This window comes from Streptomyces sp. HUAS CB01 (genome assembly GCF_030406905.1).
Taxonomy (GTDB): Bacteria; Actinomycetota; Actinomycetes; order Streptomycetales; family Streptomycetaceae; genus Streptomyces; species Streptomyces chengbuensis.
In genome coordinates, this window is record NZ_CP129137.1 from 2,430,889 (window position 1) to 2,452,675 (window position 21,787).

Consider the following 21,787-nt stretch of genomic DNA (forward strand, 5'->3'; position numbering starts at 1 on the left):
GTTCACACGACCGGCCCGGGTGCGCCGGAGGTGTCCGGGTCCGCGCCGCACGGAGGACTCCGTCTCCCGTCGTCACACTCGTCCGGGCCGCCCGCAGTCCCCGTCGCAACCCCGCGCGCCGGTCGGGCGGCCTCCGACGGCCACGGCCTCCGCCCAGCCCAACCGGTCCTTTCCCAGGGCGTCCTGACGAGCCGCCGCACGTCCACGCCGAGCCCGCCGTTCGGACTCCGCGTCCGCGCGCGGGACCTGGCGGCTGCCGGAGCACGGGCGGGTCAGCTCCGGCGCCGCCGCGCCGGGCACCGGGCCCGGCCGGTCAGCCGGACAGCTCCCACATCAGCACCTCCGCGGGTGCGGCGGCGGTGAGTTCGAGCCCGCGGGCGTCCGTGATCCGGGCCGCGTCCCCGGGACCGAGGGCGTCGCCGTCGATCCTCACGACCCCACGCACGACGTGCACGTACACGAAGGGCGCATCCGGTACGGCGGTCCGCTCCTCGCCTCCGAGGCGCCGCACGTGCAGCATCGCCCCGGCCTGCGGGAGGGCGTACGGCGTCGAGTCGGCGATACCGCGGACGATCTCGTACGACGGCTCCCCGCCCGGGTCCCTCGGTGCGAGCCACATCTGCACGAACGTCAGCGGTACGCCGGCGTCGTTGCGCTCGACGTGCCGCACCCCTCCGGCCGAGCTGAGCCGCTGGACGTCTCCGGGCCGTACGACGGTGGCGTGGCCCGCGGAGTCCCGGTGGGTCAGCTCCCCGTCCACCACCCACGTCACGATCTCGGTGTGGCTGTGCGGGTGCTCGTCGAACCCGGCGCCGGGGGCGAGCCGCTCCTCGTTGCAGGCGAGGACCGCGCCGAAGCGGAGGTTGTCCGGGTCGTAGAAACGACCGAACGAGAAGGAGTGGAGGGACTCGATGCCGGCGGACGCGTCCCCACCGCGGTAGCGCTCACCGGCGCGCCGTATGGACATCACGCCTCCACCGTAGACGCCGGACCGGCGGGGCGGGGCCCTCGCGCCCGCACCCGCGCACCGGTCCCGCACGAGGACCGGCCGACCGCACCCTCGCGACCGCACCCGCGCACCGGCTCCGCACGAGGACCGGCCGGGCACCCACCGGACCGGGGCGCCGCGGCCGTCCCGCGCGGGTCCGGGAGCCTGTCCGGGACCCGCGTCACCGCCGCGGCGTCCGGATAAGGCACTCTTGTCCCCGTGCCCCATCCCGAACCGGCTCTGCCCCCGAACGCCGCCCATCCGCACACCGCGACCCTGAAGCGCCTGGAGCAGTCGTCCGGGCGCCTCGCCGCGAACGCGATCGCCCGCATGGACGAGACGCTGCCGTGGTACCGGGCGATGCCCCCGGAGAACCGGTCGTGGATCGGCCTGGTCGCCCAGGCCGGTATCGCCGCGTTCACGGAGTGGTTCCGGCACCCCGAGACCCCGCAGGCGATCTCCACGGACGTCTTCGGCACGGCCCCCCGCGAGCTGACCCGTGCCATCACCCTGCGCCAGACCGTGGAGATGGTGCGGACGACCATCGAGGTCATGGAGTCCGCGATCGAGGAGGTCGCCGCACCGGGCGACGAGTCCGTGCTGCGCGAGGCGCTGCTCGTCTATGCGCGGGAGATCGCCTTCGCCACCGCCCAGGTCTACGCGCAGGCCGCCGAGGCCCGCGGCGCCTGGGACGCCCGGCTGGAGTCGCTCGTCGTCAACGCCGTGCTGTCGGGCGAGGCCGACGAGGGCGCCGTCAGCCGCGCCGCGGCGCTCGGCTGGAACGCCCCGGAGCATGTGTGCGTCGTGCTCGGCACCGCGCCCGACGGGGACAGCGAACTGACGGTGGAGGCGATCCGGCGCGCCGCCCGGCACGCCAAACTCCAGGTGCTGACCGGTGTGCTCGGCGACCGGCTCGTCGTGATCGCGGGAGGCAGCGACAACCCGCTGCACGTCGCCAAGGCGCTGATCGGCCCGTACGCGGCCGGGCCGGTGGTGGCGGGCCCCGTCGTTCCGGATCTGCTCGCGGCGACCAGGTCGGCGCAGGCCGCGGCCGCCGGACTGAAGGCGTGCTCCGCGTGGCAGGACGCGCCGCGCCCGGTACTGGCGGATGATCTCCTTCCGGAGCGCGCGATCGCGGGAGATCCGTCCGCGCGCGAACAACTGGTGGAGGAGATCTACAGACCGCTCGAGGAGGCGGGCTCGGCCCTCCTGGAGACCCTGAGTGTGTATCTGGAGCAGGCAAGCAGTCTGGAGGGGGCGGCACGGATGCTGTTCGTGCACCCCAACACCGTCCGCTACCGGCTCCGACGTGTGACTGACGTCACCGGCTGGTCACCCTCCGATGTGCGTTCCGCGTTCACTCTGCGGATCGCGCTCATCCTCGGGCGTCTGGTAGACGGCGATCAGCAACTCTAGGATTTTGTCGGACACCAACAATTCCCCTGACGGTTCTTGGTCCCTGTCCCCACGGGCGGCCGGGACCATCCACAAGAGAGAGTGTGAGGGTGCTCGTACTCGTCGCTCCCGGCCAAGGCGCTCAGACGCCCGGCTTCCTGACCCCCTGGCTCGAACTCCCCGGCGCCTCCGACCGCATTGCGGCATGGTCCGACGCCATCGGGCTCGACCTCGCCCACTACGGCACGAAGGCCGACGCGGACGAGATCCGCGACACGGCCGTGGCGCAGCCGCTTCTCGTCGCGGCCGGACTGCTGTCGGCGTCCGCGCTCGGTGACGTCGCGCCGGGTGCCGTGGCCGGTCACAGCGTCGGCGAGATCACGGCCGCCGCGTTCGCGGGCGTGCTCGACGACATTGCGGCGCTGCGTCTCGTACGGACCCGCGGGCTGGCGATGGCCGAGGCCGCCGCCGTCACGGAGACCGGTATGTCGGCCCTGCTCGGGGGCGACCCCGAGGTGAGCGTCGCGCACCTGGAGAAGCTGGGTCTGACCGCCGCGAACGTCAACGGCGCCGGGCAGATCGTCGCCGCCGGCACCAAGGAGCAGCTCGCCGCGCTGGAGGCGGACAAGCCCGAGGGTGTGCGGAAGGTCGTCGCGCTCAAGGTCGCCGGGGCGTTCCACACCCACCACATGGCCCCCGCGGTCGCGAAGCTGGAGGAGGCCGCCAAGGCCCTCACCCCGGCCGACCCGAAGGTGCCGTACGTCTCCAACAAGGACGGGCGCACGGTGGCCGGCGGTGACGAGGTCGTGGCCCGGCTGGTCGGCCAGGTCGCCAACCCGGTCCGCTGGGACCTGTGCATGGAGACCTTCAAGGAACTCGGCGTGACCGCCCTCGTCGAGGTGTGCCCCGGCGGCACCCTCACCGGTCTCGCCAAGCGCGCGCTGCCGGGCGTCACGACGCTCGCGCTGAAGACCCCCGACGACCTCGACGCGGCCCGCACGCTGCTCGCCGAGACCGGTTCACCTGCCGCTGACGCGGCAGGCGCCTGACAAGGAGCCGAGACAGCATGTCGAAGATCAAGCCCAGCAAGGGCTCCCCGTACGCACGCATCATGGGTGTCGGCGGCTACCGCCCCACCCGGGTCGTGCCCAACGAGGTGATCCTCGAGACGATCGACTCCTCCGACGAGTGGATCCGCTCCCGCTCGGGCATCTCCACCCGTCACTGGGCGAACGACGAGGAGACCGTGACGGCGATGTCGGTCGAGGCGGCGGGCAAGGCCATCGCCGACGCCGGGCTCACCCCGGAGCAGATCGGCGGCGTGATCGTCTCGACCGTCTCCCACTTCAAGCAGACCCCGGCCGTCGCCACGGAGATCGCGGACAAGATCGGCGCGGTGAAGCCCGCCGCGTTCGACATCTCCGCCGGCTGCGCGGGCTTCGGCTACGGCCTGACCCTCGCCAAGGGCATGGTCGTCGAGGGCTCCGCGGAGTACGTGCTGGTCATCGGCGTGGAGCGGCTCAGCGATCTGACCGATCTGGAGGACCGCGCCACCGCGTTCCTCTTCGGTGACGGCGCGGGCGCCGTCGTCGTCGGTCCGGCGAAGGAGCCCCGGATCGGACCCACCGTGTGGGGTTCCGAGGGCGACAAGTCGGAGACCATCAAGCAGACCGTGCCGTGGACGGACTACCGCGACGGCGCCGTCGAGCGGTTCCCCGCCATCACCCAGGAAGGCCAGGCGGTGTTCCGCTGGGCCGTGTTCGAGATGGCGAAGGTCGCCCAGCAGGCGCTGGACGCGGCCGGGATCACCGCGGACGACCTGGACGTCTTCATCCCGCACCAGGCGAACATGCGGATCATCGACTCGATGGTGAAGACTCTGAAACTGCCGGAGCACGTCACGGTCGCCCGTGACGTGGAGACCACCGGCAACACCTCGGCCGCCTCGATTCCGCTCGCGATGGAGCGGCTTCTGGCGACCGGGCAGGCGAAGAGCGGCGACACCGCGCTCGTCATCGGCTTCGGGGCGGGTCTCGTCTACGCCGCGACGGTCGTTACCCTCCCCTAGGCAAGCATCCGGATCTTCCGGATATCCGGTCCTCCGGGCAAGCCCGTTCAACCCTCTGCTACACATCGAAGGAGCGCCACATGGCCGCCACTCAGGAAGAGATCGTCGAAGGTCTCGCCGAGATCGTCAACGAGATCGCCGGTATCCCGGCGGAGGACGTCCAGCTGGACAAGTCCTTCACCGACGACCTGGACGTCGACTCGCTGTCCATGGTCGAGGTCGTCGTCGCCGCCGAGGAGCGCTTCGACGTCAAGATCCCGGACGAGGACGTCAAGAACCTCAAGACCGTCGGCGACGCAGCCGAGTACATCCTGAAGCACCAGGCCTGATCCAGGCCGATCAGGTACGCCACCCAGCGGTGGCGCCGCTGATTCACGAACCCTCATAGACCGTGGAGAAAGAATTCCTGTGAACTCGACCAATCGCACTGTGGTCGTCACCGGTATCGGCGCAACCACACCGCTGGGTGGCGACTCCGCATCGACCTGGGAAGGTCTGATGGCGGGACGCTCCGGCGTCAAGCCCCTCGAAGGAGAGCGCTTCGAGGAACTGCCCGTCCGTATCGCCGCCCCTGCGGCGGTCGACCCGGGCGAGGTCCTGCCCCGGCCGCAGGCGCGCAAGCTGGACCGCTCGGCCCAGTTCGCGCTGATCGCCGCGCGTGAGGCGTGGGCCGACGCCGGGTTCACCGCCCCCGCCGGCGAGGACGAGACCATCCTTCCCGACCGCCTCGGCGCGGTCATCGCCTCCGGCATCGGCGGTGTCACCACCCTGCTCGACCAGTACGACGTGCTGAAGGAGAAGGGCGTACGCCGGGTCTCCCCGCACACCGTGCCGATGCTGATGCCCAACGGCCCCTCCGCCAACGTCGGTCTGGAGGTGAACGCCCAGGCGGGCGTGCACACTCCGGTCTCCGCCTGTGCGTCGGGCGCCGAGGCGATCGGCTACGCCATCGAGATGATCCGCAGCGGCCGCGCCGACGTCGTGGTCGCCGGCGGCACCGAGGCCGCGATCCACCCGCTGCCGATCGCCGCGTTCGCCAACATGATGGCGATGTCCAAGAACAACGACGAGCCCGAGCGGGCCTCGCGCCCGTACGACAAGGCCCGCGACGGCTTCGTGCTGGGCGAGGGCGCGGGTGTCGTCGTCCTGGAGTCCGCGGAGCACGCGGCCGCGCGCGGCGCCCGCGTCTACTGCGAGGCGCTGGGCCAGGGCCTGTCCGCGGACAGCCACCACATCGCGCAGCCCGAGCCGACCGGCCGCGGTGTCGCGGCGGCGGTGCAGAACCTGCTGGACAACACCGGTCTGAAGCCGTCCGAGGTGGTCCACCTCAACGCGCACGCCACATCCACGCCCCAGGGCGACATCGCCGAGATCAAGGCGCTGCGCAAGGTGCTGGGCGACGACCTCGACCATGTCGCGATCTCCGCGACGAAGTCGATGACGGGCCATCTGCTGGGCGGCGCCGGCGGTATCGAGACCGTCGCGACGGTCCTGGCGCTGCACCACCGGCAGGCCCCGCCGACCGTGAACGTCGACGACATGGACGACGAGATCGAGGCGGACATCGTCCGCGGTGAGCCGCGTGCGCTGCCCGAGGGCACGATCGCCGCGATCAACAACTCGTTCGGCTTCGGCGGCCACAACGTGGTGCTGGCCTTCCGTACCGTCTGACGCCCGTCCGACACACGACGACGCGCAGCGGGCCCCGTCTCCCCTCCCGGGAGGCGGGGCCCGCTTGTTCCCCGGTACGGACGCATCGGCGGGCCCAACTCCGGTACGGGATCGCGGCTCGGCCCGCTTCCGGTACGGGGGACCGACGGCCCCGGAACGGCCGGCCGGCGGTCGTCCGTCAGCGCAGGGCCCACGCCTCCGGGACACCGAGGTCCGCGCAGAGGCGGACCCGCTGTTCCGGTGCGAGCGTGCCGGAGAGGGCGTCGAGGCTGCGGCCCGCCTCGCTCCCGGGTACGGACTCGACGGTCGCACGGGCGACGGACGCGCGGACCGCGGGCGGCAGGGCCGGAAGCATCCGGTGCAGGTCGCTGAGCCCCTCCTGCGCGGTCCGCGAGGCGCGGAACGCCCCGAGGACGGCGGCGAGTTCGTCGTCGCCGCAGTGCCGCCACAGCGCGGGCATGGCGACGGTCTCCTCGGCGTGCAGATGTGCCAGGTAGGCGCTGATCAGCTCGTTCAGCGCCAGGTGGAGCGCGTGCTGCGCCTCGGGGCGGGCGTCGGGGGCGCTGCCGGGAACGCGCGTGCCCGGTCGTCGAGGGCCGCGATCGCCGCGCCGAGCCTGAGGTGCTCGGCGTCCAGCGCGTCGGCCGCCACCGGATCCCGCTCGCGCAGCAGCGGATGGATGAAGGTGTCCTCGTGCTCGGCGTGCTCCCGCAGCTCCCCGGTCATGGCCGGACAACGCTCGGCGGCCCGCTTCCCGGCCGCCGCGTCCGCGCTGTCCCCCGCGCCGACCTCGACGGCGAGCGCGAGGAGGCGCGCTCGCCGGCCCATGTGGACGTGGAGCAGGGGTTCGCCGCCCACGCCGACAACCCCGACCACCGGGGCTCCCCCGTCCTGACGCTCGCCGCCGGCGGCCGCGACGCACTGGGCAAGGTCACCGGGCGGGCGACGGAACGGCATCGCGAACTGTTCGCGGACGTGCCGGACGAGGAGGTCGCCGCGGCGCGGTCGCTGCTGCGCCGGCTGCTCACTGAGCCGGACCGGCAGGAACGGGCGACGGGGGAAGCGCTGAACCGGCCGGGGAACCCGGACGGCTCACGGGCGGCGGGACGGGCACGAGCGCCCGGGCGTGCGGGGCACAGTGGCCCGGGCAGAACACAGGACCGGGCGGCGCGACGGCCGCCCGGGATGGTGCCGGTGGGTCAGACCACCTGGTGGAGCCAGCGGACCGGGGCACCCTCGCCCGCGTACCGGAACGGTTCGAGCTCGTCGTCCCAGGGCTTGCCCAGCAGCTTGGAGATCTCCGCCTCGAGCTCGGTCTCACCCTGGGTCGAGCGCGCGAGGGCCGCGCGGAGGCGGTCCTCGGGGATGAGGATGTCGCCGTGGATGCCGGTGACGGCGTGGAAGATGCCGAGGTCGGGCGTGGCGCTGTAGCGCTCCCCCTCGGCGGTGGCGCAGGGCTCCGCGGTCACCTCGAAGCGGAGCAACTGCCAGCCGCGCAGTGCCGACGCCAGCTTGGAAGCCGTCCCGCTCTCGCCCTGCCAGGAGAACTCGGCTCTCCAGGTGCCGGGGGACGCGGGCTGGCGGATCCAGTCGAGCTGGACCCGTACGCCGAGCACGCCCGCGACCGCCCATTCGACGTGCGGGCACAGGGCGCGTGGTGCGGAGTGGACATAGAGAACGCCGCGTGTCGTCACCGGGACCTCCAGTGTGGGACGAGGATCACCTTCCCAGCGGCCTCAGTAAACAACATCAAGTACGAATCCCCGCAAACGGCAAAAAGCGGACAGCATATGACGTGATGTAATTTACTGGAGCCGGCGAGCCAAGTGCCTCTGGTTCGACGTGGGCAAAGCTACCGTGCGTCGGGGGCCCAGGTGTGTCGTACCGCCCCTCCCGGGCCCCGTACGCACCAAGCATTCACCCGCCAGGACGCCTTGGGGGAGGGCAGATGCGTGAAATCCGGCGTAGCCGGCGGCGCGCCGTCGCCGGTGCCGTCGCGGCGGCCCTGGCGATCACGGCCGGACCGGTCGGATGCGACGCGCCCCCCGGAGCCGACCGCGGGCCCGTGAAGCGCCCGCAGCCCTCCCCGACGCGCGTCTGGGACCGCGCCCCCGGCTCGCTGGCCGCCGTCGGCGACTCCATCACCCGCGGCTTCGACGCCTGCTCGCTGTTCGCGGACTGCCCCGAGGTGTCCTGGGCGACCGGTACCGACACCGCCGTGCGCAGTCTCGCCCTGCGGCTGCTGGGGACGGCGGCCGCCCCCCGGCGCGCCTGGAACCATGCGCGGTCCGGGGCGCGGATGGCCGATCTGCCCGCGCAGATGACGGCGGCGGCGGACCGCAGGCCCGAGTTGGTGACGGTGATGGTGGGGGCCAACGACGCCTGCCGGGACACACCCGCGCAGATGACACCGGTCGCGGAGTTCACCGAGTCGTTCACGGCCGCGATGCGCTCGCTGCGCAGCACGGCGCCCAGGGCGCACGTGTACGTGTCGAGCGTGCCCGACCTGAAGCGGCTGTGGTCGACCGGGCGCGGCAATCCGCTCGGCAAGCAGATCTGGAAGCTCGGCATCTGCGCCTCGATGCTGGGGGACGCGGACGACCTGGGGCCGGCGGCCCAGGAGCGCAGGGCGCTCGTGCACGACCGTGTCGTCGCCTACAACCGGGCGCTGCGGGACGTCTGTGCGAAGGATCTGCGCTGCCGGTACGACGGTGACGCCGTCTTCGACTACCGCTTCACCGGCGAGCAGCTGAGCCCCTGGGACTGGTTCCACCCGAGCAGGAACGGCCAGAGCCGGCTGGCGGAGATCGCCTACCGGAACATCACCGCGGCGCGGCCGCCGGAGTAGACCGCGACCCGGGGGCGGACCCCGGGGCGGCTGTCAGGGACCGCCCCGGGGGGACCGGGGCCCCGGAGGGTCACCGATCGCGGTGCGCGCACCCTTCGGGCGGCCGGCGCACCGGACCGCGTGGGCACCGGGGACGAACCTCCAGGATGCTGCTTCCCCGTCATGAGTCGCGCAGGCGCGCCGAACCGCCCCGGTCCACGTGACATGTGTCGCGGTCGGGCGGAGCCCCTGCGCGTGCGGCTCCCGCCCGTGGCCCGGCCCTCACCGGCTTCCCCTCTGGTCACGGCACCAACTCCTTTTCCATACTGGCCACTTCGGAAGAACGGTTTCGGCGGAGGGATGCGGTGTGCGGCGGACACTCGGGTTGCTGGTCGTGACGGCGGTGGTGGGCACGATGGCCGGTGGAGCCCCGGCGAACGCGGGCGAACCGGCGACGGGCGCGGCTCCCGCCGCGGCCGCGGCGACCGTGGAGGAGCAGCGGCTGGACCGGGCCGTACCGCAGGAGATCCTGCGGCGCAGTGGATTCGACTCCGTGGCGGGCGGTTTCGCCAGGGCGTTGCGGTCGGCGGACTCCCACGCCGAGGCCCGCCGGGTCGTGGACCGGCAGGGTTCGGCGCTGTGGCGGCGGGCCGTGGACCGGGCGCAGGGCCGGGGTCCCGTACGCGGGGACCTCAGCCGCGACGACGACCGCCCGCTGTACTGGGCGCGGCTCGCCATGACCCGGGAACTGCGCTCCTGGGAACCGGGGTTCGCCCTGGCCCCCGAGGCTCGGGAGCGGCTGCTCGCTGAGCTGGAGCGGACCTCCCGCGGCCAGGACACCATGGACTTCCCGGGAGGGGGGAGGACCGGCGGCAAGGGCTTCAAGCGGATCGTGCTGACCGGCTTCGACCCGTTCACCCTGGACCGCGACATCAGGATCAGCAACCCGAGCGGGGCGACGGCGCTCGCCCTCGACGGCACCTGGCTGCGGACCCCGGACGGCGGCCTGGCCCGGATCGAGACGGCGGTCTTCCCGGTGCGCTGGGCGGACTTCGCCGCCGGCACCGTCGAGGAGACCCTGCGCCGGCGGCTGCCCGAGGCGGACCTGTTCACGACCGTGAGCCAGGGCCGGGTCGGGCGCTTCGACATCGAACGCACCAACGGCGCCTGGCGCGGCGGCTTCCCGGACAACGAGAACGTCTCGCGCACGGAGACCGTGCCGGTGGCCGAGAGCTCCGCACAGCCGCAGTGGACGTCGACGACCCTGCCGTATGCGGCCGTCGTCTCCGCGGAGACCGGACGCTTCCCGGTGTACGACAACACGTCCGTCACCGAGATACCCGCGGGCGGTACCGACCAGGTGGTCCGCCCCGACGGCCCCACCCCCGGGTCCACGGCCCGCGCGGGAGGCGGCGGGAACTACCTGTCCAACGAGATCGCCTACCGGGCCACGCTGCTGCGCGACCGCCTCGGGCTGCGCGACACCCTGCCGGGCGGCCATGTGCACACCCCGGTGCTCGAGTTCGGGGCGGGCAACACGGATCCGGCGACGGGCAGCGTGACCGACCCCGGGTTCGTACGGAACCGGCTGGACATCATCGCCCAGGTACGGGCCATCGTGGCGGTGGCGGCGGCGGCCCGCCGCTGAGCCGCACCGGCGACGAAGGACGCCTGATCGTCTTCAGCGGCCCCGTTCGTCGCGGCACCGGGTGACGTCCCGGCCGAGTCCCTGCCATGCCCGGCTGGTCCACGGGGCTGCCTCGCGCGGGGCGCGGCCGACCGTCGCCGGAGGGCCGGCGGTCACCGGGTACGAACCGGGCTGCTCGCCGCCGGCCCCGGCTGTGGGACGCGCCGGGCGGCACGCGGCCGGCGCCGGGCCGGGACGCGTGCCGGGCAACCGGCACCGCCGCGGCAGTCAACCGCGCCGCGCTCGCGGCACCGGCGGCCTGCCGCCGCTTCGCCCGCTCGTCCGGACGGCCGCCTCGCCCGTGACGACCGTGAGGGGACGGGTGGGTGCCGTCTCGGGTGGCGGTGGGCCCGTGCAGGACACGCCTCGGCACCCGCGCTCCGGGGCTGGTCTTCGCGACTTCGGGGCAGCCGCGACGTCGGCCCCGAACCGGCGATCGCGCCCGCAACACGCCCTAGGAGCGGGCCTCGTCCTTGCCGAAGCCGTAGGGCGCCGAGGGCCGGCCCTGGTCGCGGCTCGCGTGCGGGTCCTGCCCCGGCTGCGGGTGGGCGTGCGGGTCCGGCGCGGCGTACGGGTGCCGGTCCGGGGTCCGGTCGCCGGACTCCTCCGCCTCCCCGTCCTCCGTCAGGTCGCGCACCAGCAGCGTGGCGCCCGCGACGGCGCCCGGCATCAGCAGCACCGCGACGAACGGGACGAGGAAGGCCAGCGCCAGCGGAACGCCGAAGCCGAGGGTCAGCATGCGGCGGCCGCGCAGCAGCGCGAGGCGCTCCCTGAACTCGACGCGCCGCCGCTGGAGGGCCACGGCGGTGAGCTCCTCGGCGAGGAAGAAGCCGGTGACGCAGAAGCCGAGCACGGGGACGACGGTCTGGCCGACGACGGGAACGAACCCGAGCGCGAAGAGCAGCACCCCGTAGAGCGCGACACGGATCACGATCCGCAGGCTGTCCCGTGCGGAGATCCACAGCTCGCGCCAGAGCGGCAGCCCGGACCGCGGGACCTCACCGCCCTCGGCGCGGTCGACGGCCTCGGAGAGCGACTCGTAGAACGGCTGCCCCACCAGCAGCGTCACGGCGGTGAACGTGATCACGGCGAGGAAGAGGCCGAAGACCCACACCAGCGCCGTGAGGAAGCCGCGGAACAGCCCCTGCCACGGCGACGACCAGTCCGACGCGAAGGGGGTGGCCCAGCCCACGAGGTCGTCGGCGCCGTAGGCGAGCCCGACGAGGGCTCCGGCGTACAGCACCAGGGTGATCAGCCCGGGCAGCAGCCCGAAGCCGAACCACCGGCCGTGGCGGCCGACCCACTGCTGCCCCTTCACCAAGTAGCCGAAGCCCGCACCCAGATCACGCATGCGCCACACCCTATACGGGGTGCGGAACCGCCGGTCACGGGCCTGTGGACGAAGGCCGGGACCCTGTGGACGGCAGTCCGCCGAGGCGGCGCCCGCCGCGGGCGCCGCCTCGGCAGGCGTCCACCGTCCGGCGGCGGGCATGCCCCGTCCGACGCGGCAGGCGTCCCCCGTTCGCCACTCAAGTCCCTCTTGTCCTTCCGGAGTTGAACAGGTAGACCCTGCGTACCGAACGCTTCCGACCCACCGGAGGTCCGTACGCATGGGCATGCCCAGATCCCTTCTGGCCGCCACCGCGGGAGCCGCCGCCGTCGCCGTGACGGGCGCGCTGCTCCTCGCCCCCGGCCCGGCGGCCGCCGCCCCGGGGCCCGACGGCCCGCACCATGTACGCGAAGGCGCGGGCCGGGACACCGGACGGGACGCCACCCCGGTCGGAACGGGTGCGCTGCGGGCCCTCGAGGTCGCGGAGCCGGGCCTGCGCAAGGACGGCGGCTATCCCCGGCGGACGGTGCTCGCTCCCCCGCCGGTGAACCCCGCGGACAAGTCGGTCAAGCTGGGGCTGGCCCCGTACCACGCGCTGGCGCCCCGGCTGAACGCCCTGCAGGGGCTGGGCGACCGGGTCAGCGTGGAGATCGCGGGGCGCTCGGCGGGCGGCCACGAGCTGTACCTGGTGACCGTCACCGCTCCGGAGACCGCCAAGCAGGCGCGTGACCAGGAGCGGATGCGCGAGCTCATCGAGAACCGGCCCGCCGTGGCCGCGCGGGACCGCCGCATCAGGACCGCGTACAAGACCCCGGTCTTCTTCAACAACAACATCCACGGCAACGAGTGGGAGGGCACCGACGCCGCGCTGGAGCTCGTCGAGGAACTGGCGCGGGCGAAGGACGCGCGGACCGCCTCCCTGCTCGCGAGGAACCGGATCCACATCAACGTCACCGCCAACCCGGACGGCCGGATCGCCGGCACGCGCGCCAACGGCAACGGCTTCGACCTCAACCGGGACTTCATCACCGCCTCCCAGCCGGAGACCCGCGCGATGCGCCGGATCGCCGTCGACAAGCAGCCCGCGGTGATGCTCGACCTCCACGGCTACGTCAACGGCACGCTGATCGAGCCGACGACCCCGCCGCACGGGGAGAACTACGAGTACGACCTGTTCCTGAAGAACGCCTACGCCAATGCGCTGGGCATGGAGAAGGCCGTCAACGGCCTCGGCCGCACCCCGGAGAAGGACGGTGTCGAACCGGCCGTCATCCCCTTCCGCGACCAGCAGGAGGGGTGGGACGACTGGCCGCCGATCTTCACCCCGCAGTACATGCCCTTCCACGGCGCCGTGGCCGCGCACACCATCGAGTTCCCGCTGGCGGTCAACAACCGGGCGTACGACACCCTGCCCGTCGCCGAGCTGCGCCGCCGGGCCGCGATCAACACGGACATCGCGGGTGCGGCGATGCGCGCCGCACTCGACTGGACGCACACCCACCGGGCGTCCGTGATCGCCGACCAGATCGAGACGTTCCGGCGCGGCGCGGCGGGTGAGGCGCAGCGGCCGGTGTCGGAGGCGACCGTGCCGGGCGTGCCGGGGATCGGCCCGGAGGACGTCTACACGACGACGTTCCCCCGGGCGTACGTCATTCCGGCGGGTGCCCGGCAGCGCAGCGCGACGGCGGCGGCGCGGCTCGTGGACCACCTGGTCGCCAACGACGTGCGGGTGGAGCGGGCGCGCTCGCCGTTCCGGGCGGCGGGCCGCACGTACCCGGCCGGTACGTACCTGGTCGACATGCACCAGCCCAAGCGGGGCCTCGCGAACGTGATCCTCGCCGACGGCCGGGACATCAGCGCCGACGTCTCCACGATGTACGACATCTCGGGCTGGAGTCTCGGGCTGCTGTGGGGCGCGAGCGTGGTCGAGGTGACCGGGGGCGCCCTCAGGGTGGACAGCCGGCCGGTGCGGGCCGCCGCGCCGACGGGTTCCGTGGCGCACCGCGGCGATCTGCGGCTGCGGCTCGACGACCCGAGGGAGCTGGCGGCGGTCAACTCCCTGCTGGCCCGGGGCGTCCCGGTACGCCGGGCGGCCGACGGTGCGGCGCTGGTGCCGGGCTCGGCCCGGACGGAGGCGAGGTCACTGGCGACGCGGTACGGGGTGGAGTTCCTGGCGACCGCCGAGCGGAGTTCCGTGCCGCTGAGGCGTACGAGGGTGGCCGCGGCGGTGAGCGCCGGGGAGCTGTTCGCACTGCGCGAGATGGGCTTCGACGTGGTGCCGGTGTCGAACGCGGTGCTCGACGCGGGCTTCGACTGGTCGTCGGCGGACGCGCTGTTCGTGTCCTCGGGCCTGGACCGCGCGAAGCTGACCCCGGCGGCGCGGGACGCCCTCGACGGCTTCCTCGCCCGGCGGGGTACGGCGGTGGTCGCGTCCGGCGCGGCGGGTGCCGCCTTCAACGCCTCCGCCGGTCTGCTGCCGGTCCGTGCGGTGGAGGGCAACGGGGACGCCAACGGTGTCGTACGGGTGGCCAACGCGGGCCGGATCACCGCGGGCACCCCGCGGCACACGTTCGTCTACTCGCCGCTGTGGTTCGCCGACCTCGGCCGGGGCGTGCGCGCCGAGCAGTTCTTCGCCTCCGGCGACCCGCTGGTGTCGGGCCACTGGCGGGCGGGGGCGGACGGTGGGGGCGGCCCGCGGGACGCGGCCGGCAGGGCGTCGGTCGTCAGCGGGGCGTCGGCGCACGGCGGTCCGGTGGTGCTGTTCGGCACCGAGCCGCTGTTCCGCGACCACCCGAAGGGCGTGTTCGCACAGGTCGGCCGGGCGCTGCTGCTGCGCTGAGCGGATCGGATCGGATCGGATCGCGTGCGGGCCGGTGGGGCGCCGGGTGCCGTCGGGGTCCGTGGCGGGCAGCGGAGACACGGCGGGGCGACGCCGGACCGGCGACGGGCGCCGGCGCGGCCCGCGCTCACGGCCCTGGAGTACCCGGCCGGGCGGCTCGGGGCGCGGCGGATCGCGCTCGACACACGGCCGGCCCCGGGCCGGCACGGGGGACGTGGGCGGGCGCCGCGGGCCCGTCACGGGCGGCGGGAGGCGCGGGCCGGTGACGCGGGCCGTGATGCGACGAGGGCCGCACCCCAGGGGTGCGGCCCTCGTCGCGTGCTCGGTCGCGCCACGGGCGGACCCGGCGCGGGTGGGTCAGACCGCGAGCTCGACCGTGATGTTGCCCCGGGTGGCCTTGGAGTACGGGCACACCTGGTGGGCCTTCTCGACCAGCTCGCGGGCGGTCGCGGCGTCCACGTTCGGGATGGCCGCGGAGATCTTCACGACGATGCCGAAGCCCTCGTCGTTCCTGCCGATGCCGACCTCGGCGGTGACCGTCGAGCCGGAGATGTCGGCGTTCCCCTGGCGGGCGACGACGCCGAGCGCGCCCTGGAAGCAGGCGCTGTAGCCGGCGGCGAAGAGCTGCTCCGGGTTCGTACCGGCGCCGGAACCGCCCATCTCCTTGGGCGGGTTGACGACGACGTCGAGGTTGCCGTCGTCGGTGGCGACACGGCCGTCACGGCCGTTCTCCGCCGTGGCGACGGCGGTGTACAGGACGTCGGACTGCTGGATCGACATGGGTCTGGTTCCTTCTGTCGTTCGCCGCGGCTCGCGCCCACGACCGCGACGGCTGGGCCGAGCCTAGCGGGTCAGCGAGACGATCATCTTGCCGGTGTTCTGGCCGCGCAGCAGGCCGAGGAACGCGTCGAAGCCGTTCTCGATGCCCTCGACGACCGTCTCGTCGTACTTCAGCTCGCCCGAGCCCAGCCAGCCGGCGACCTCCTGGACGAACTGGCCCTGGAGCCCGCGGTGGTCGTTGACGAGCATGCCCTGCAGGCGCAGGCGCTTGCCGATGACCAGGGCGAGGTTGCGCGGGCCGGGGGTGGGCTCGGTCGCGTTGTACTGGGCGATCATTCCGCAGATGGTGACGCGGCCGTGGACGTTGAGCGAGGAGATCGCGGCCTCCAGGTGCTCCCCGCCGACGTTGTCGAAGTAGACGTCGATGCCGTCGGGGGCCGCCTCCTTCAGCTGCTCGGCGACGGGGCCCTTCTTGTAGTTGAAGGCGGCGTCGAAGCCGTACTCCTCGACGAGGAGCTTGACCTTCTCGTCGGAACCGGCCGAGCCGATGACGCGCGACGCGCCCTTCAGCTTCGCCATCTGGCCCACCAGGCTGCCGACCGCACCGGCGGCACCCGAGACGAAGACCGCGTCGCCCTCCTTGAACGAGGCGACCTCGAACAGGCCGGCGTAGGCGGTGAGCCCCGGCATGCCGAGCACGCCGAGGTAGGCGGAGAGCGGGGCGACGGAGGCGTCGACCTTGACGGCGTGCCTGGCCTCCACGTCCGCGTACTCGCGCCAGCCGAGGCCGTGCAGGACGTGGTCACCGACCGCGAAGCCGTCCGCGTTCGACGCGACGACCTCGCCGACAGCGCCGCCCTCCATGGGCTGGTCGAGCTGGAACGGCGGTACGTACGACTTCACGTCGTTCATGCGGCCGCGCATGTACGGGTCGACGGAGAAGTGGAGGTTGCGGACGAGGATCCGCCCCTCGCCCGGTTCGGTCACCGGGGCCTCACGCAGGGCGACGTTCTCCGGCTCGGGCCAGCCGTGGGGGCGGGAGACGAGGTGCCATTCGCGGCTGGTCGCGGGAAGTGCGGGCATGGTGCGGGCCTCCTAGAAATGCTTCATGTTCTGAAACAACCATGCGACTGAATATTTCATGTTGTCAAGTATCTGGGTATGCTGACGGCATGGCCACCACGCGCACAGACCCGCTGACCCTCGAGGTCGTCGATCTCATCGGCACCGTCGTGGCGCGGTACCACGACGAGTACGAGGAGGTCGCGGCCCGCTACCACCTCACCGGCGCGCAGGCCAGGGTCCTCGGGCTGCTGTCCATGGAGCCCACCGCCATGCGCCGGATCGCCCGGAAGCTGAAGTGCGAGCCGTCGAACGTCACGGGGATCATCGACCGGCTGGAGGCGCGCGGCCTGGTGGAACGGCGGCCGGACCCGGCCGACCGCCGGGTGAAGATAGCCGCGGCCACGGAGGAGGGCCGCCGGACGGCCCGCGAACTCCGTGACGCCCTGCACTTCGCCCGTGAGCCGCTGGCGGAGTTGTCGGCGGAGGAGCGCGGAACGCTGCGGGATCTGCTGAAGCGGATGCTGGGCGACGGCGGCGCGGGCGCGTAGGCGCGCCCCTGAGCGGCGCGGTACCGGACGGACTCAGCGGGCTACGAGCACCAGAAGATGAGCCAGCAGGTCTCCGTCGGCGACGGAGAGGGCGTCGGCTCCGCGGGGGGCGGGGGCGGCGCCTGCGGGGGCGAGGACGACTGCGAGGGCTGCGTCGACGGGTCGCCGGTCGGGGACGGGGCGCCGTCGTCACGCGGATCGGACACGGCCGGATCCGACTCCGCCGGATCCTCCTGCGGCGCGGACGCCCCCACCGTCGGCCTGGGGCTCCCGCGCCCCACCGACCCGGTCGGCCTGGCCGTGGCGGACGACGTCGTGGGCGGCTCGCTCACCGCGCTCGGCCCCGGCGGCGGCTCCGCGCTGCCGGTCGGCTCGGGTATGTCGTCGACCTCCAGGGACTCCTGCTCACGCACCTCGACGGCCGTGTCGTCACCGCCGCGCGAGGACTCCCGGGCCAGTTCCGCCAGGCTCAGCGCGCCCGCGGCGAGTGCCAGCCCGAGCGCCCCTATGAGCACCTTCCGCCCGCGCTTGCGGCGCGCCCTGCGGGTGCCGGCGGCCTTGCGGGCGCGGCGGCCCTGACCACCGGAACGCCGACGGCCGGCGGTCGCCCGGTCCTCGCCACCGTGCGCGCCACCCAGTTCGACGACGACGTCGCTCTCCGTCGCGGCGGAGGCGGGTCGGAAGTGGCGCAGCTCCTCGGCGGGGGTACCGCATCCGGCGCACGCCAAGGCCCCGTTGAGGTGTCGGCGGCACTGGTGGCAGTAGTCCATGGCCCCCGGAGCGTATGCAGCGATGTGACGCCTGAGGTAGGCGTGACTGTGAGGATCCTGTGTGGAATCCGCAGTTCCTCGGTACGTCGGCTGGCCAGACCCCCTTCACGGACCGGTCCATACGGGCACGATGAGGGCATGAACACCTTCGGGCCCCGCGCGTTCCAGCTCGTCCTGCTCCGCCGGATGGCCGACCACCAGCCGGAGCTCGTCGAGGAGGCGCGCCGTGAGCTGGGCGCCTCGGCCGCCGAGATGCGGGAGGCGAACCGCCGCTGGCAGGCGATCGTCCGCTCCCCGCGCGCCCGCGGGGCTCTCTCCCGGTACCGTTCCGTGCTCGGTGAGCCCGAGGCGACGGCCCGCCGCAGGATGGGCGACCTGGAGTGCGACGCGCTGGCGTGGCGCGTGCCCCTGTGGCCGGACCTGCGGTTCGAGGTGCTGGCCGGGCCGGACGGGGCGGTCTGGAACGAATGGCTCGTACGGGCGCCGGGTGCCCCCGGGCCCGAGCTGCGCACGGCGGACGACCTGCGCCCGTGGAGCTGCACGGTCGACGAGGTCGCCGCGGCCTTCGCCCCGGTACGGCCGATGGAGGGCACGGCCCCCACCCGCTGGCGGCTCGCGTTCGGCGTGCCCGACGGGCGGTCGTGCGTGGCGGAATTCACCTGGGGCCTGCTGCAACGCGTCGCGTACGACTCCTGATGCGACGTCACGCCCCGGGCCCGTCCGGCCCCGGCGCCCTCCGCGGAGCGCACCCCCCGACCGGCTCAGCCCAGCGCGCGTCCCACGCCGGGCGATCGCAGGATGCGAGGAGGGAAACGTCTCGGGAGGACCTGCCATGACCGTCAGTCTTGAGCAGTTGCGCCGCTGCCATGTCGCCGTCGACCTGGGTGCCGCGCGGACCCGGGTCTATGTGAAGGGCGCCGGACTGGTCGTCGACCAGCCCAGCGTCGCCGCCGTCAACATCCGCAACGGCGCTCTCATCGCCGTCGGCGAGTTCGCCGAGCAGATGACCGGCCGCACCCCGGACTACATCCGGGTGATGCGTCCCGTCTCCGGCGGCACCGTCGTCGACATCGACATGGCCCAGCGCATGCTGCGCCATCTGCTCGGCGAGAAGCTGCGCAGGCAGCTGCGCCGCAAGCCGCGGCTGCGCGCCGCCGCCTGCACCCCGCACGAGGCCGATCCGCTCGCCCAGCGGGCCACCGTGGAGACGCTCGTCGGACTGGGTGCGCGGCGGGTCGAGCTGGTCGACACGCTGATCGCCGCGGCCGTCGGCTGCGGTCTCCCGGTGGAGCAGCCGACCGCCACGATGATCATGATGTGCGGCGCGGCCACCACCCAGGTCGCCGTCCTCTCCCTCGGTTCCATCGTCACCGCGGCCCGGATCCCGATCGGCGGCGAGGCCGTCGACCACGCCGTCATCCAGCACCTGCGCCACCAGCACGAACTGATGCTGCCCAGCCAGTCCGTACGTCCCCTCCAGATCGCCCTCAGCGAGAACGGCCTCACCCTCCAGGGCCCCTCCACCACCGAGATCCACGGGCGGGACGTGGCGACCGGGCTGGCGCGGTCCGTGCGGGTCGACACCGCCGCGGTGCGGGACGCGATCCACACCCCGTTGACCGCGGTGCTGGACGGCATCGGAAGGATCCTGCGCGACTGCCCGCCGGACCTCGTCGCCGATCTCGCCGACCGCGGGATCATGATGGTCGGCGGCAGCGCGCTGCTGCCCGGGTTCGACCAGATGCTGCGCGACGCGACCGGGATGCCGGTCCTCATCGCCGAACGGCCCGACGTGTGCGCGGTGCTGGGGCTCGGGGAGATGCTGGAGGGCAACATCACCTCGATGGTCCTCTCCCCGCTCACCGCCTGAACCGGGCCCGGGACCGCGGATGCCGCCTGCCGGTACGTCATCGGAGGGCCCCGCGCCGGACGACTCGGAACGGGACGGCCCCCCGTCGGACGGCCCCGTACCGGACGGCTCCGTACCGGACGGCTCCGGGTCGGACGGCCCCGTACCGGACGGCACCACGCCGGTCGGCCCCGGGGCCCCGGAGCCGCACGGCCCCGTGTCCGCGCGGCTGCCGGCGCTGCTGGAGGCGGTGCTCGGCGTCGGCACGGACCTCGATCTGCGGGCCACGCTCCAGCATCTCGTCGACTCCGCCGCGGAGTTGACCGGGGCCCGCTACGGGGCACTCGGCGTCGTGGACCCGGAACGCGACACGATCACCGAGCTGTACACCTCGGGGCTGGGCGATGCCGAACGGGAGCGGATCGGGCGCCTCCCCGGCGGCCACGCCGGTCTCGTCCGCGCCCTCCTCGAGAACCCCCGGCCCCTCCGCGTCGACGACGTCGGCGCCGACCCGCGCTCGACCGGGGTGCCGGAGGGACATCCGGCGACGGCGTCCTTCCTGGGCGTACCGATCCGCGTGCACACGGAGGTGTTCGGGAACCTCTATCTCGCGGAGAAGCACACGGGCGCCTTCACCGACGAGGACCTGGCGCTCCTGCGGGTCCTCGGCGCACAGGCCGGCATCGCCATCGGCAACGCCCGGCTGTACGAGACGGCCCGTCAGCGGGAGCGCTGGATCGAGGGGGCCGCGGCCGTGACCAACGCGCTGCTCACGGGCGAGGCCACGGCGGACGCGCTCATGACCGTCGCCGAGCGGGCCCGGGTGCTCGCGGACGCCGATGCCGGAGTCGTCCTCCAGCCCACCTCCGCGGGCGGCATGGAGATCGTCGCGGCCTCGACGCCCGACGACCCCGGCGACCTGATCGGCACCACCATCGAGCCCGGTTCGGAGGTGCTCGTCCAACTCCTCGGCGGGGAACCGGTCTTCATCGAGGACTCCGCCACGGACCCGCGCATGACGACGCCCGTACGGCACCGGTTCGGTCCGTCGATGATGCTGCCGCTGCAGAGCTGCGGCCGGCTGATCGGCACGCTCGCCCTGCCGCGGCGGCGCGGCGGGCGTCCGTACACGGCGGTCGACCGGCTGCTGGCCTCGCAGTTCGCCTCCCAGGCCGCGATGGCGCTGGTCCTCGCTGACACCCGGCACAACCGGGAGCAGCTGGCCGTGTACGAGGACCGCGACCGGATCGCCCGGGATCTGCACGACCTCGTCGTCCAGCGGCTGTTCGCCACCGAGATGATGCTGGAGTCCACGCGGCGGCGGGCGGCCGACCCGTCCTCGCCGGAGGGAGAGTTGCTCGGGCGGGCCATCGACGAACTGGACTCCACCATCCAGGAGGTCCGCACCGCGATCTTCGCCCTCCAGCAGCCCCCGGCCGACGCCTCGGCGTCCTTCCGGGGCCGGGTGCTGCGGGAGACGGACGGAGCGGCGGGCCCGCTCGGCTTCCGGCCCTCGGTGCACTTCGCCGGGCCGGTGGACGCGCTCGTGGACGAGGAGCGCGGTGACGCGCTCCTCACGGCGCTGCGCGCCGCGCTCGCCGCGGCGCGCCGGCGGCAGGGGCTCACGGCGGTGGACGTCGAGGTCGACGCCACGGCGACCCTCCCGGACGGCCGCCGCGCCCTGCGCCTCACGGTCACGGACGACGCGCTCCCCGACGCCACCGCCCCGGGCGACGCGGCCGCGAACGGCAGGGCTCCGGACGACTCGGCCGCCGACGCCACCGCCCCGGACGACTCGGCCCCGCGCGGTGCCGCCGGGGGCGAGGGTTCCGTCGCCGGGAGCGGTACGACGGTGGTGTGGGAGACGCCCCTCTGACCTGGCACCCGGGCGCGCCGCACCGCCGCCGGCCCGGGCGTTCGTACCGCACGAGTACGTCAGGGCGGGGAGAATGGTGGGGCCCGCGCACGCC

At 73.6% G+C, this 21,787-nt stretch carries 20 protein-coding genes; 12 read left to right on the forward strand and 8 right to left on the reverse strand.

What is annotated here, in order from left to right; translation table 11 throughout:
* Window positions 1–313: 313 nt before the first annotated feature.
* Window positions 314–967 (reverse strand): pirin family protein, encoded by a 654-nt coding sequence (locus QRN89_RS10855; RefSeq protein WP_290349151.1) that lies wholly within the window; start codon window positions 965–967, stop codon window positions 314–316.
* Between the two features lie 240 nt (window positions 968–1,207).
* Here QRN89_RS10855 and QRN89_RS10860 point away from each other — a divergent pair, with 240 nt between their 5' ends.
* From QRN89_RS10860 to fabF, 5 genes are all read left to right on the forward strand, one after another.
* A complete protein-coding gene (locus tag QRN89_RS10860) occupies window positions 1,208–2,404 on the forward strand; it encodes a PucR family transcriptional regulator (protein ID WP_290349152.1) in 1,197 nt (398 codons plus the stop codon).
* A gap of 89 nt (window positions 2,405–2,493) precedes the next feature.
* Window positions 2,494–3,432 (forward strand): ACP S-malonyltransferase, encoded by a 939-nt coding sequence (locus QRN89_RS10865; protein ID WP_290349153.1) that lies wholly within the window; start codon window positions 2,494–2,496, stop codon window positions 3,430–3,432.
* Between the two features lie 17 nt (window positions 3,433–3,449).
* Window positions 3,450–4,451, forward strand: coding sequence for a ketoacyl-ACP synthase III (locus tag QRN89_RS10870; protein WP_290349154.1), 1,002 nt, complete (start codon window positions 3,450–3,452; stop codon window positions 4,449–4,451).
* 80 nt (window positions 4,452–4,531) lie between these two features.
* Window positions 4,532–4,780, forward strand: coding sequence for an acyl carrier protein (locus tag QRN89_RS10875; RefSeq protein WP_017945077.1), 249 nt, complete (start codon window positions 4,532–4,534; stop codon window positions 4,778–4,780).
* Between the two features lie 79 nt (window positions 4,781–4,859).
* Window positions 4,860–6,122 (forward strand): beta-ketoacyl-ACP synthase II, encoded by a 1,263-nt coding sequence (gene fabF / locus QRN89_RS10880; protein ID WP_290349155.1) that lies wholly within the window; start codon window positions 4,860–4,862, stop codon window positions 6,120–6,122.
* A 178-nt stretch (window positions 6,123–6,300) separates the two neighbouring features.
* On the opposite strand, the gene QRN89_RS10885 is transcribed toward fabF, so the two are convergent.
* The 3 genes from QRN89_RS10885 to QRN89_RS10895 all read right to left on the reverse strand — a co-directional run bounded on the left by QRN89_RS10885 (window position 6,301) and on the right by QRN89_RS10895 (window position 7,816).
* Window positions 6,301–6,582 carry a hypothetical protein gene (locus QRN89_RS10885; protein WP_290349156.1) on the reverse strand — a complete coding sequence of 94 codons (282 nt, stop codon included), beginning with the start codon at window positions 6,580–6,582 and terminating at the stop codon, window positions 6,301–6,303.
* Between the two features lie 53 nt (window positions 6,583–6,635).
* Window positions 6,636–6,998: a hemerythrin domain-containing protein gene (locus QRN89_RS10890; RefSeq protein WP_290349157.1), complete on the reverse strand. Its 363-nt coding sequence runs from the start codon at window positions 6,996–6,998 to the stop codon at window positions 6,636–6,638.
* A gap of 323 nt (window positions 6,999–7,321) precedes the next feature.
* Window positions 7,322–7,816, reverse strand: a complete 495-nt coding sequence (locus tag QRN89_RS10895) for a DUF3145 domain-containing protein (protein ID WP_017945075.1) — start codon at window positions 7,814–7,816, stop codon at window positions 7,322–7,324.
* 254 nt (window positions 7,817–8,070) lie between these two features.
* Here QRN89_RS10895 and QRN89_RS10900 point away from each other — a divergent pair, with 254 nt between their 5' ends.
* Together QRN89_RS10900 and QRN89_RS10905 are read left to right on the forward strand one after the other, a co-directional pair.
* Complete coding sequence (locus tag QRN89_RS10900; protein WP_290349158.1) at window positions 8,071–8,970, forward strand: GDSL-type esterase/lipase family protein; 900 nt, start codon at window positions 8,071–8,073, stop codon at window positions 8,968–8,970.
* Between the two features lie 394 nt (window positions 8,971–9,364).
* Complete coding sequence (locus tag QRN89_RS10905; protein WP_290353654.1) at window positions 9,365–10,597, forward strand: pyroglutamyl-peptidase I; 1,233 nt, start codon at window positions 9,365–9,367, stop codon at window positions 10,595–10,597.
* A 493-nt stretch (window positions 10,598–11,090) separates the two neighbouring features.
* Here the strand turns inward: QRN89_RS10905 and QRN89_RS10910 are convergent, their stop codons facing one another.
* Window positions 11,091–11,987 (reverse strand): EI24 domain-containing protein, encoded by an 897-nt coding sequence (locus tag QRN89_RS10910; RefSeq protein WP_290349159.1) that lies wholly within the window; start codon window positions 11,985–11,987, stop codon window positions 11,091–11,093.
* A gap of 265 nt (window positions 11,988–12,252) precedes the next feature.
* Here QRN89_RS10910 and QRN89_RS10915 point away from each other — a divergent pair, with 265 nt between their 5' ends.
* Window positions 12,253–14,805 (forward strand): M14 family zinc carboxypeptidase, encoded by a 2,553-nt coding sequence (locus QRN89_RS10915; RefSeq protein WP_435833298.1) that lies wholly within the window; start codon window positions 12,253–12,255, stop codon window positions 14,803–14,805.
* Between the two features lie 357 nt (window positions 14,806–15,162).
* Here the strand turns inward: QRN89_RS10915 and QRN89_RS10920 are convergent, their stop codons facing one another.
* Window positions 15,163–15,585: an organic hydroperoxide resistance protein gene (locus QRN89_RS10920; protein WP_290349161.1), complete on the reverse strand. Its 423-nt coding sequence runs from the start codon at window positions 15,583–15,585 to the stop codon at window positions 15,163–15,165.
* 63 nt (window positions 15,586–15,648) lie between these two features.
* On the reverse strand, window positions 15,649–16,668 hold the full coding sequence (locus QRN89_RS10925) for an NADP-dependent oxidoreductase (RefSeq protein WP_290349162.1): 1,020 nt from the start codon (window positions 16,666–16,668) through the stop codon (window positions 15,649–15,651).
* 89 nt (window positions 16,669–16,757) lie between these two features.
* Here QRN89_RS10925 and QRN89_RS10930 point away from each other — a divergent pair, with 89 nt between their 5' ends.
* Complete coding sequence (locus tag QRN89_RS10930) at window positions 16,758–17,198, forward strand: MarR family winged helix-turn-helix transcriptional regulator (protein WP_290349163.1); 441 nt, start codon at window positions 16,758–16,760, stop codon at window positions 17,196–17,198.
* 41 nt (window positions 17,199–17,239) lie between these two features.
* Here QRN89_RS10930 and QRN89_RS10935 read toward each other — a convergent pair whose 3' ends face one another.
* Window positions 17,240–17,968 carry an SCO2400 family protein gene (locus QRN89_RS10935; protein WP_290349164.1) on the reverse strand — a complete coding sequence of 243 codons (729 nt, stop codon included), beginning with the start codon at window positions 17,966–17,968 and terminating at the stop codon, window positions 17,240–17,242.
* Between the two features lie 138 nt (window positions 17,969–18,106).
* Between QRN89_RS10935 and QRN89_RS10940 the strand changes: the two genes are divergently transcribed.
* From QRN89_RS10940 to QRN89_RS10950, 3 genes are all read left to right on the forward strand, one after another.
* Complete coding sequence (locus tag QRN89_RS10940; RefSeq protein WP_290349165.1) at window positions 18,107–18,664, forward strand: hypothetical protein; 558 nt, start codon at window positions 18,107–18,109, stop codon at window positions 18,662–18,664.
* A gap of 136 nt (window positions 18,665–18,800) precedes the next feature.
* A complete protein-coding gene (locus QRN89_RS10945; RefSeq protein ID WP_290349166.1) occupies window positions 18,801–19,838 on the forward strand; it encodes a rod shape-determining protein in 1,038 nt (345 codons plus the stop codon).
* A 19-nt stretch (window positions 19,839–19,857) separates the two neighbouring features.
* Entirely contained in the window at window positions 19,858–21,693 is a 1,836-nt protein-coding gene (locus tag QRN89_RS10950; RefSeq protein WP_435833246.1) for a GAF domain-containing protein, read from the forward strand.
* The last annotated feature ends 94 nt before the right edge of the window (window positions 21,694–21,787 follow it).

What these genes read in the sequence shown, in the direction of transcription:
- QRN89_RS10855 (WP_290349151.1), bottom strand. Translation starts at nt 967, where the DNA reads ATGTCCATACGGCGCGCCGGTGAGCGCTACCGCGGTGGGGACGCGTCC.
- QRN89_RS10870 (WP_290349154.1), top strand. Translation starts at nt 3,450, where the DNA reads ATGTCGAAGATCAAGCCCAGCAAGGGCTCCCCGTACGCACGCATCATG.
- QRN89_RS10875 (WP_017945077.1), top strand. Translation starts at nt 4,532, where the DNA reads ATGGCCGCCACTCAGGAAGAGATCGTCGAAGGTCTCGCCGAGATCGTC.
- QRN89_RS10885 (WP_290349156.1), bottom strand. Translation starts at nt 6,582, where the DNA reads ATGCCCGCGCTGTGGCGGCACTGCGGCGACGACGAACTCGCCGCCGTC.
- QRN89_RS10900 (WP_290349158.1), top strand. Translation starts at nt 8,071, where the DNA reads ATGCGTGAAATCCGGCGTAGCCGGCGGCGCGCCGTCGCCGGTGCCGTC.
- QRN89_RS10905 (WP_290353654.1), top strand. Translation starts at nt 9,365, where the DNA reads ATGGCCGGTGGAGCCCCGGCGAACGCGGGCGAACCGGCGACGGGCGCG.
- QRN89_RS10910 (WP_290349159.1), bottom strand. Translation starts at nt 11,987, where the DNA reads ATGCGTGATCTGGGTGCGGGCTTCGGCTACTTGGTGAAGGGGCAGCAG.
- QRN89_RS10915 (WP_435833298.1), top strand. Translation starts at nt 12,253, where the DNA reads ATGCCCAGATCCCTTCTGGCCGCCACCGCGGGAGCCGCCGCCGTCGCC.
- QRN89_RS10920 (WP_290349161.1), bottom strand. Translation starts at nt 15,585, where the DNA reads ATGTCGATCCAGCAGTCCGACGTCCTGTACACCGCCGTCGCCACGGCG.
- QRN89_RS10925 (WP_290349162.1), bottom strand. Translation starts at nt 16,668, where the DNA reads ATGCCCGCACTTCCCGCGACCAGCCGCGAATGGCACCTCGTCTCCCGC.
- QRN89_RS10930 (WP_290349163.1), top strand. Translation starts at nt 16,758, where the DNA reads ATGGCCACCACGCGCACAGACCCGCTGACCCTCGAGGTCGTCGATCTC.
- QRN89_RS10935 (WP_290349164.1), bottom strand. Translation starts at nt 17,968, where the DNA reads ATGGACTACTGCCACCAGTGCCGCCGACACCTCAACGGGGCCTTGGCG.
- QRN89_RS10940 (WP_290349165.1), top strand. Translation starts at nt 18,107, where the DNA reads ATGAACACCTTCGGGCCCCGCGCGTTCCAGCTCGTCCTGCTCCGCCGG.
- QRN89_RS10945 (WP_290349166.1), top strand. Translation starts at nt 18,801, where the DNA reads ATGACCGTCAGTCTTGAGCAGTTGCGCCGCTGCCATGTCGCCGTCGAC.
- QRN89_RS10950 (WP_435833246.1), top strand. Translation starts at nt 19,858, where the DNA reads ATGCCGCCTGCCGGTACGTCATCGGAGGGCCCCGCGCCGGACGACTCG.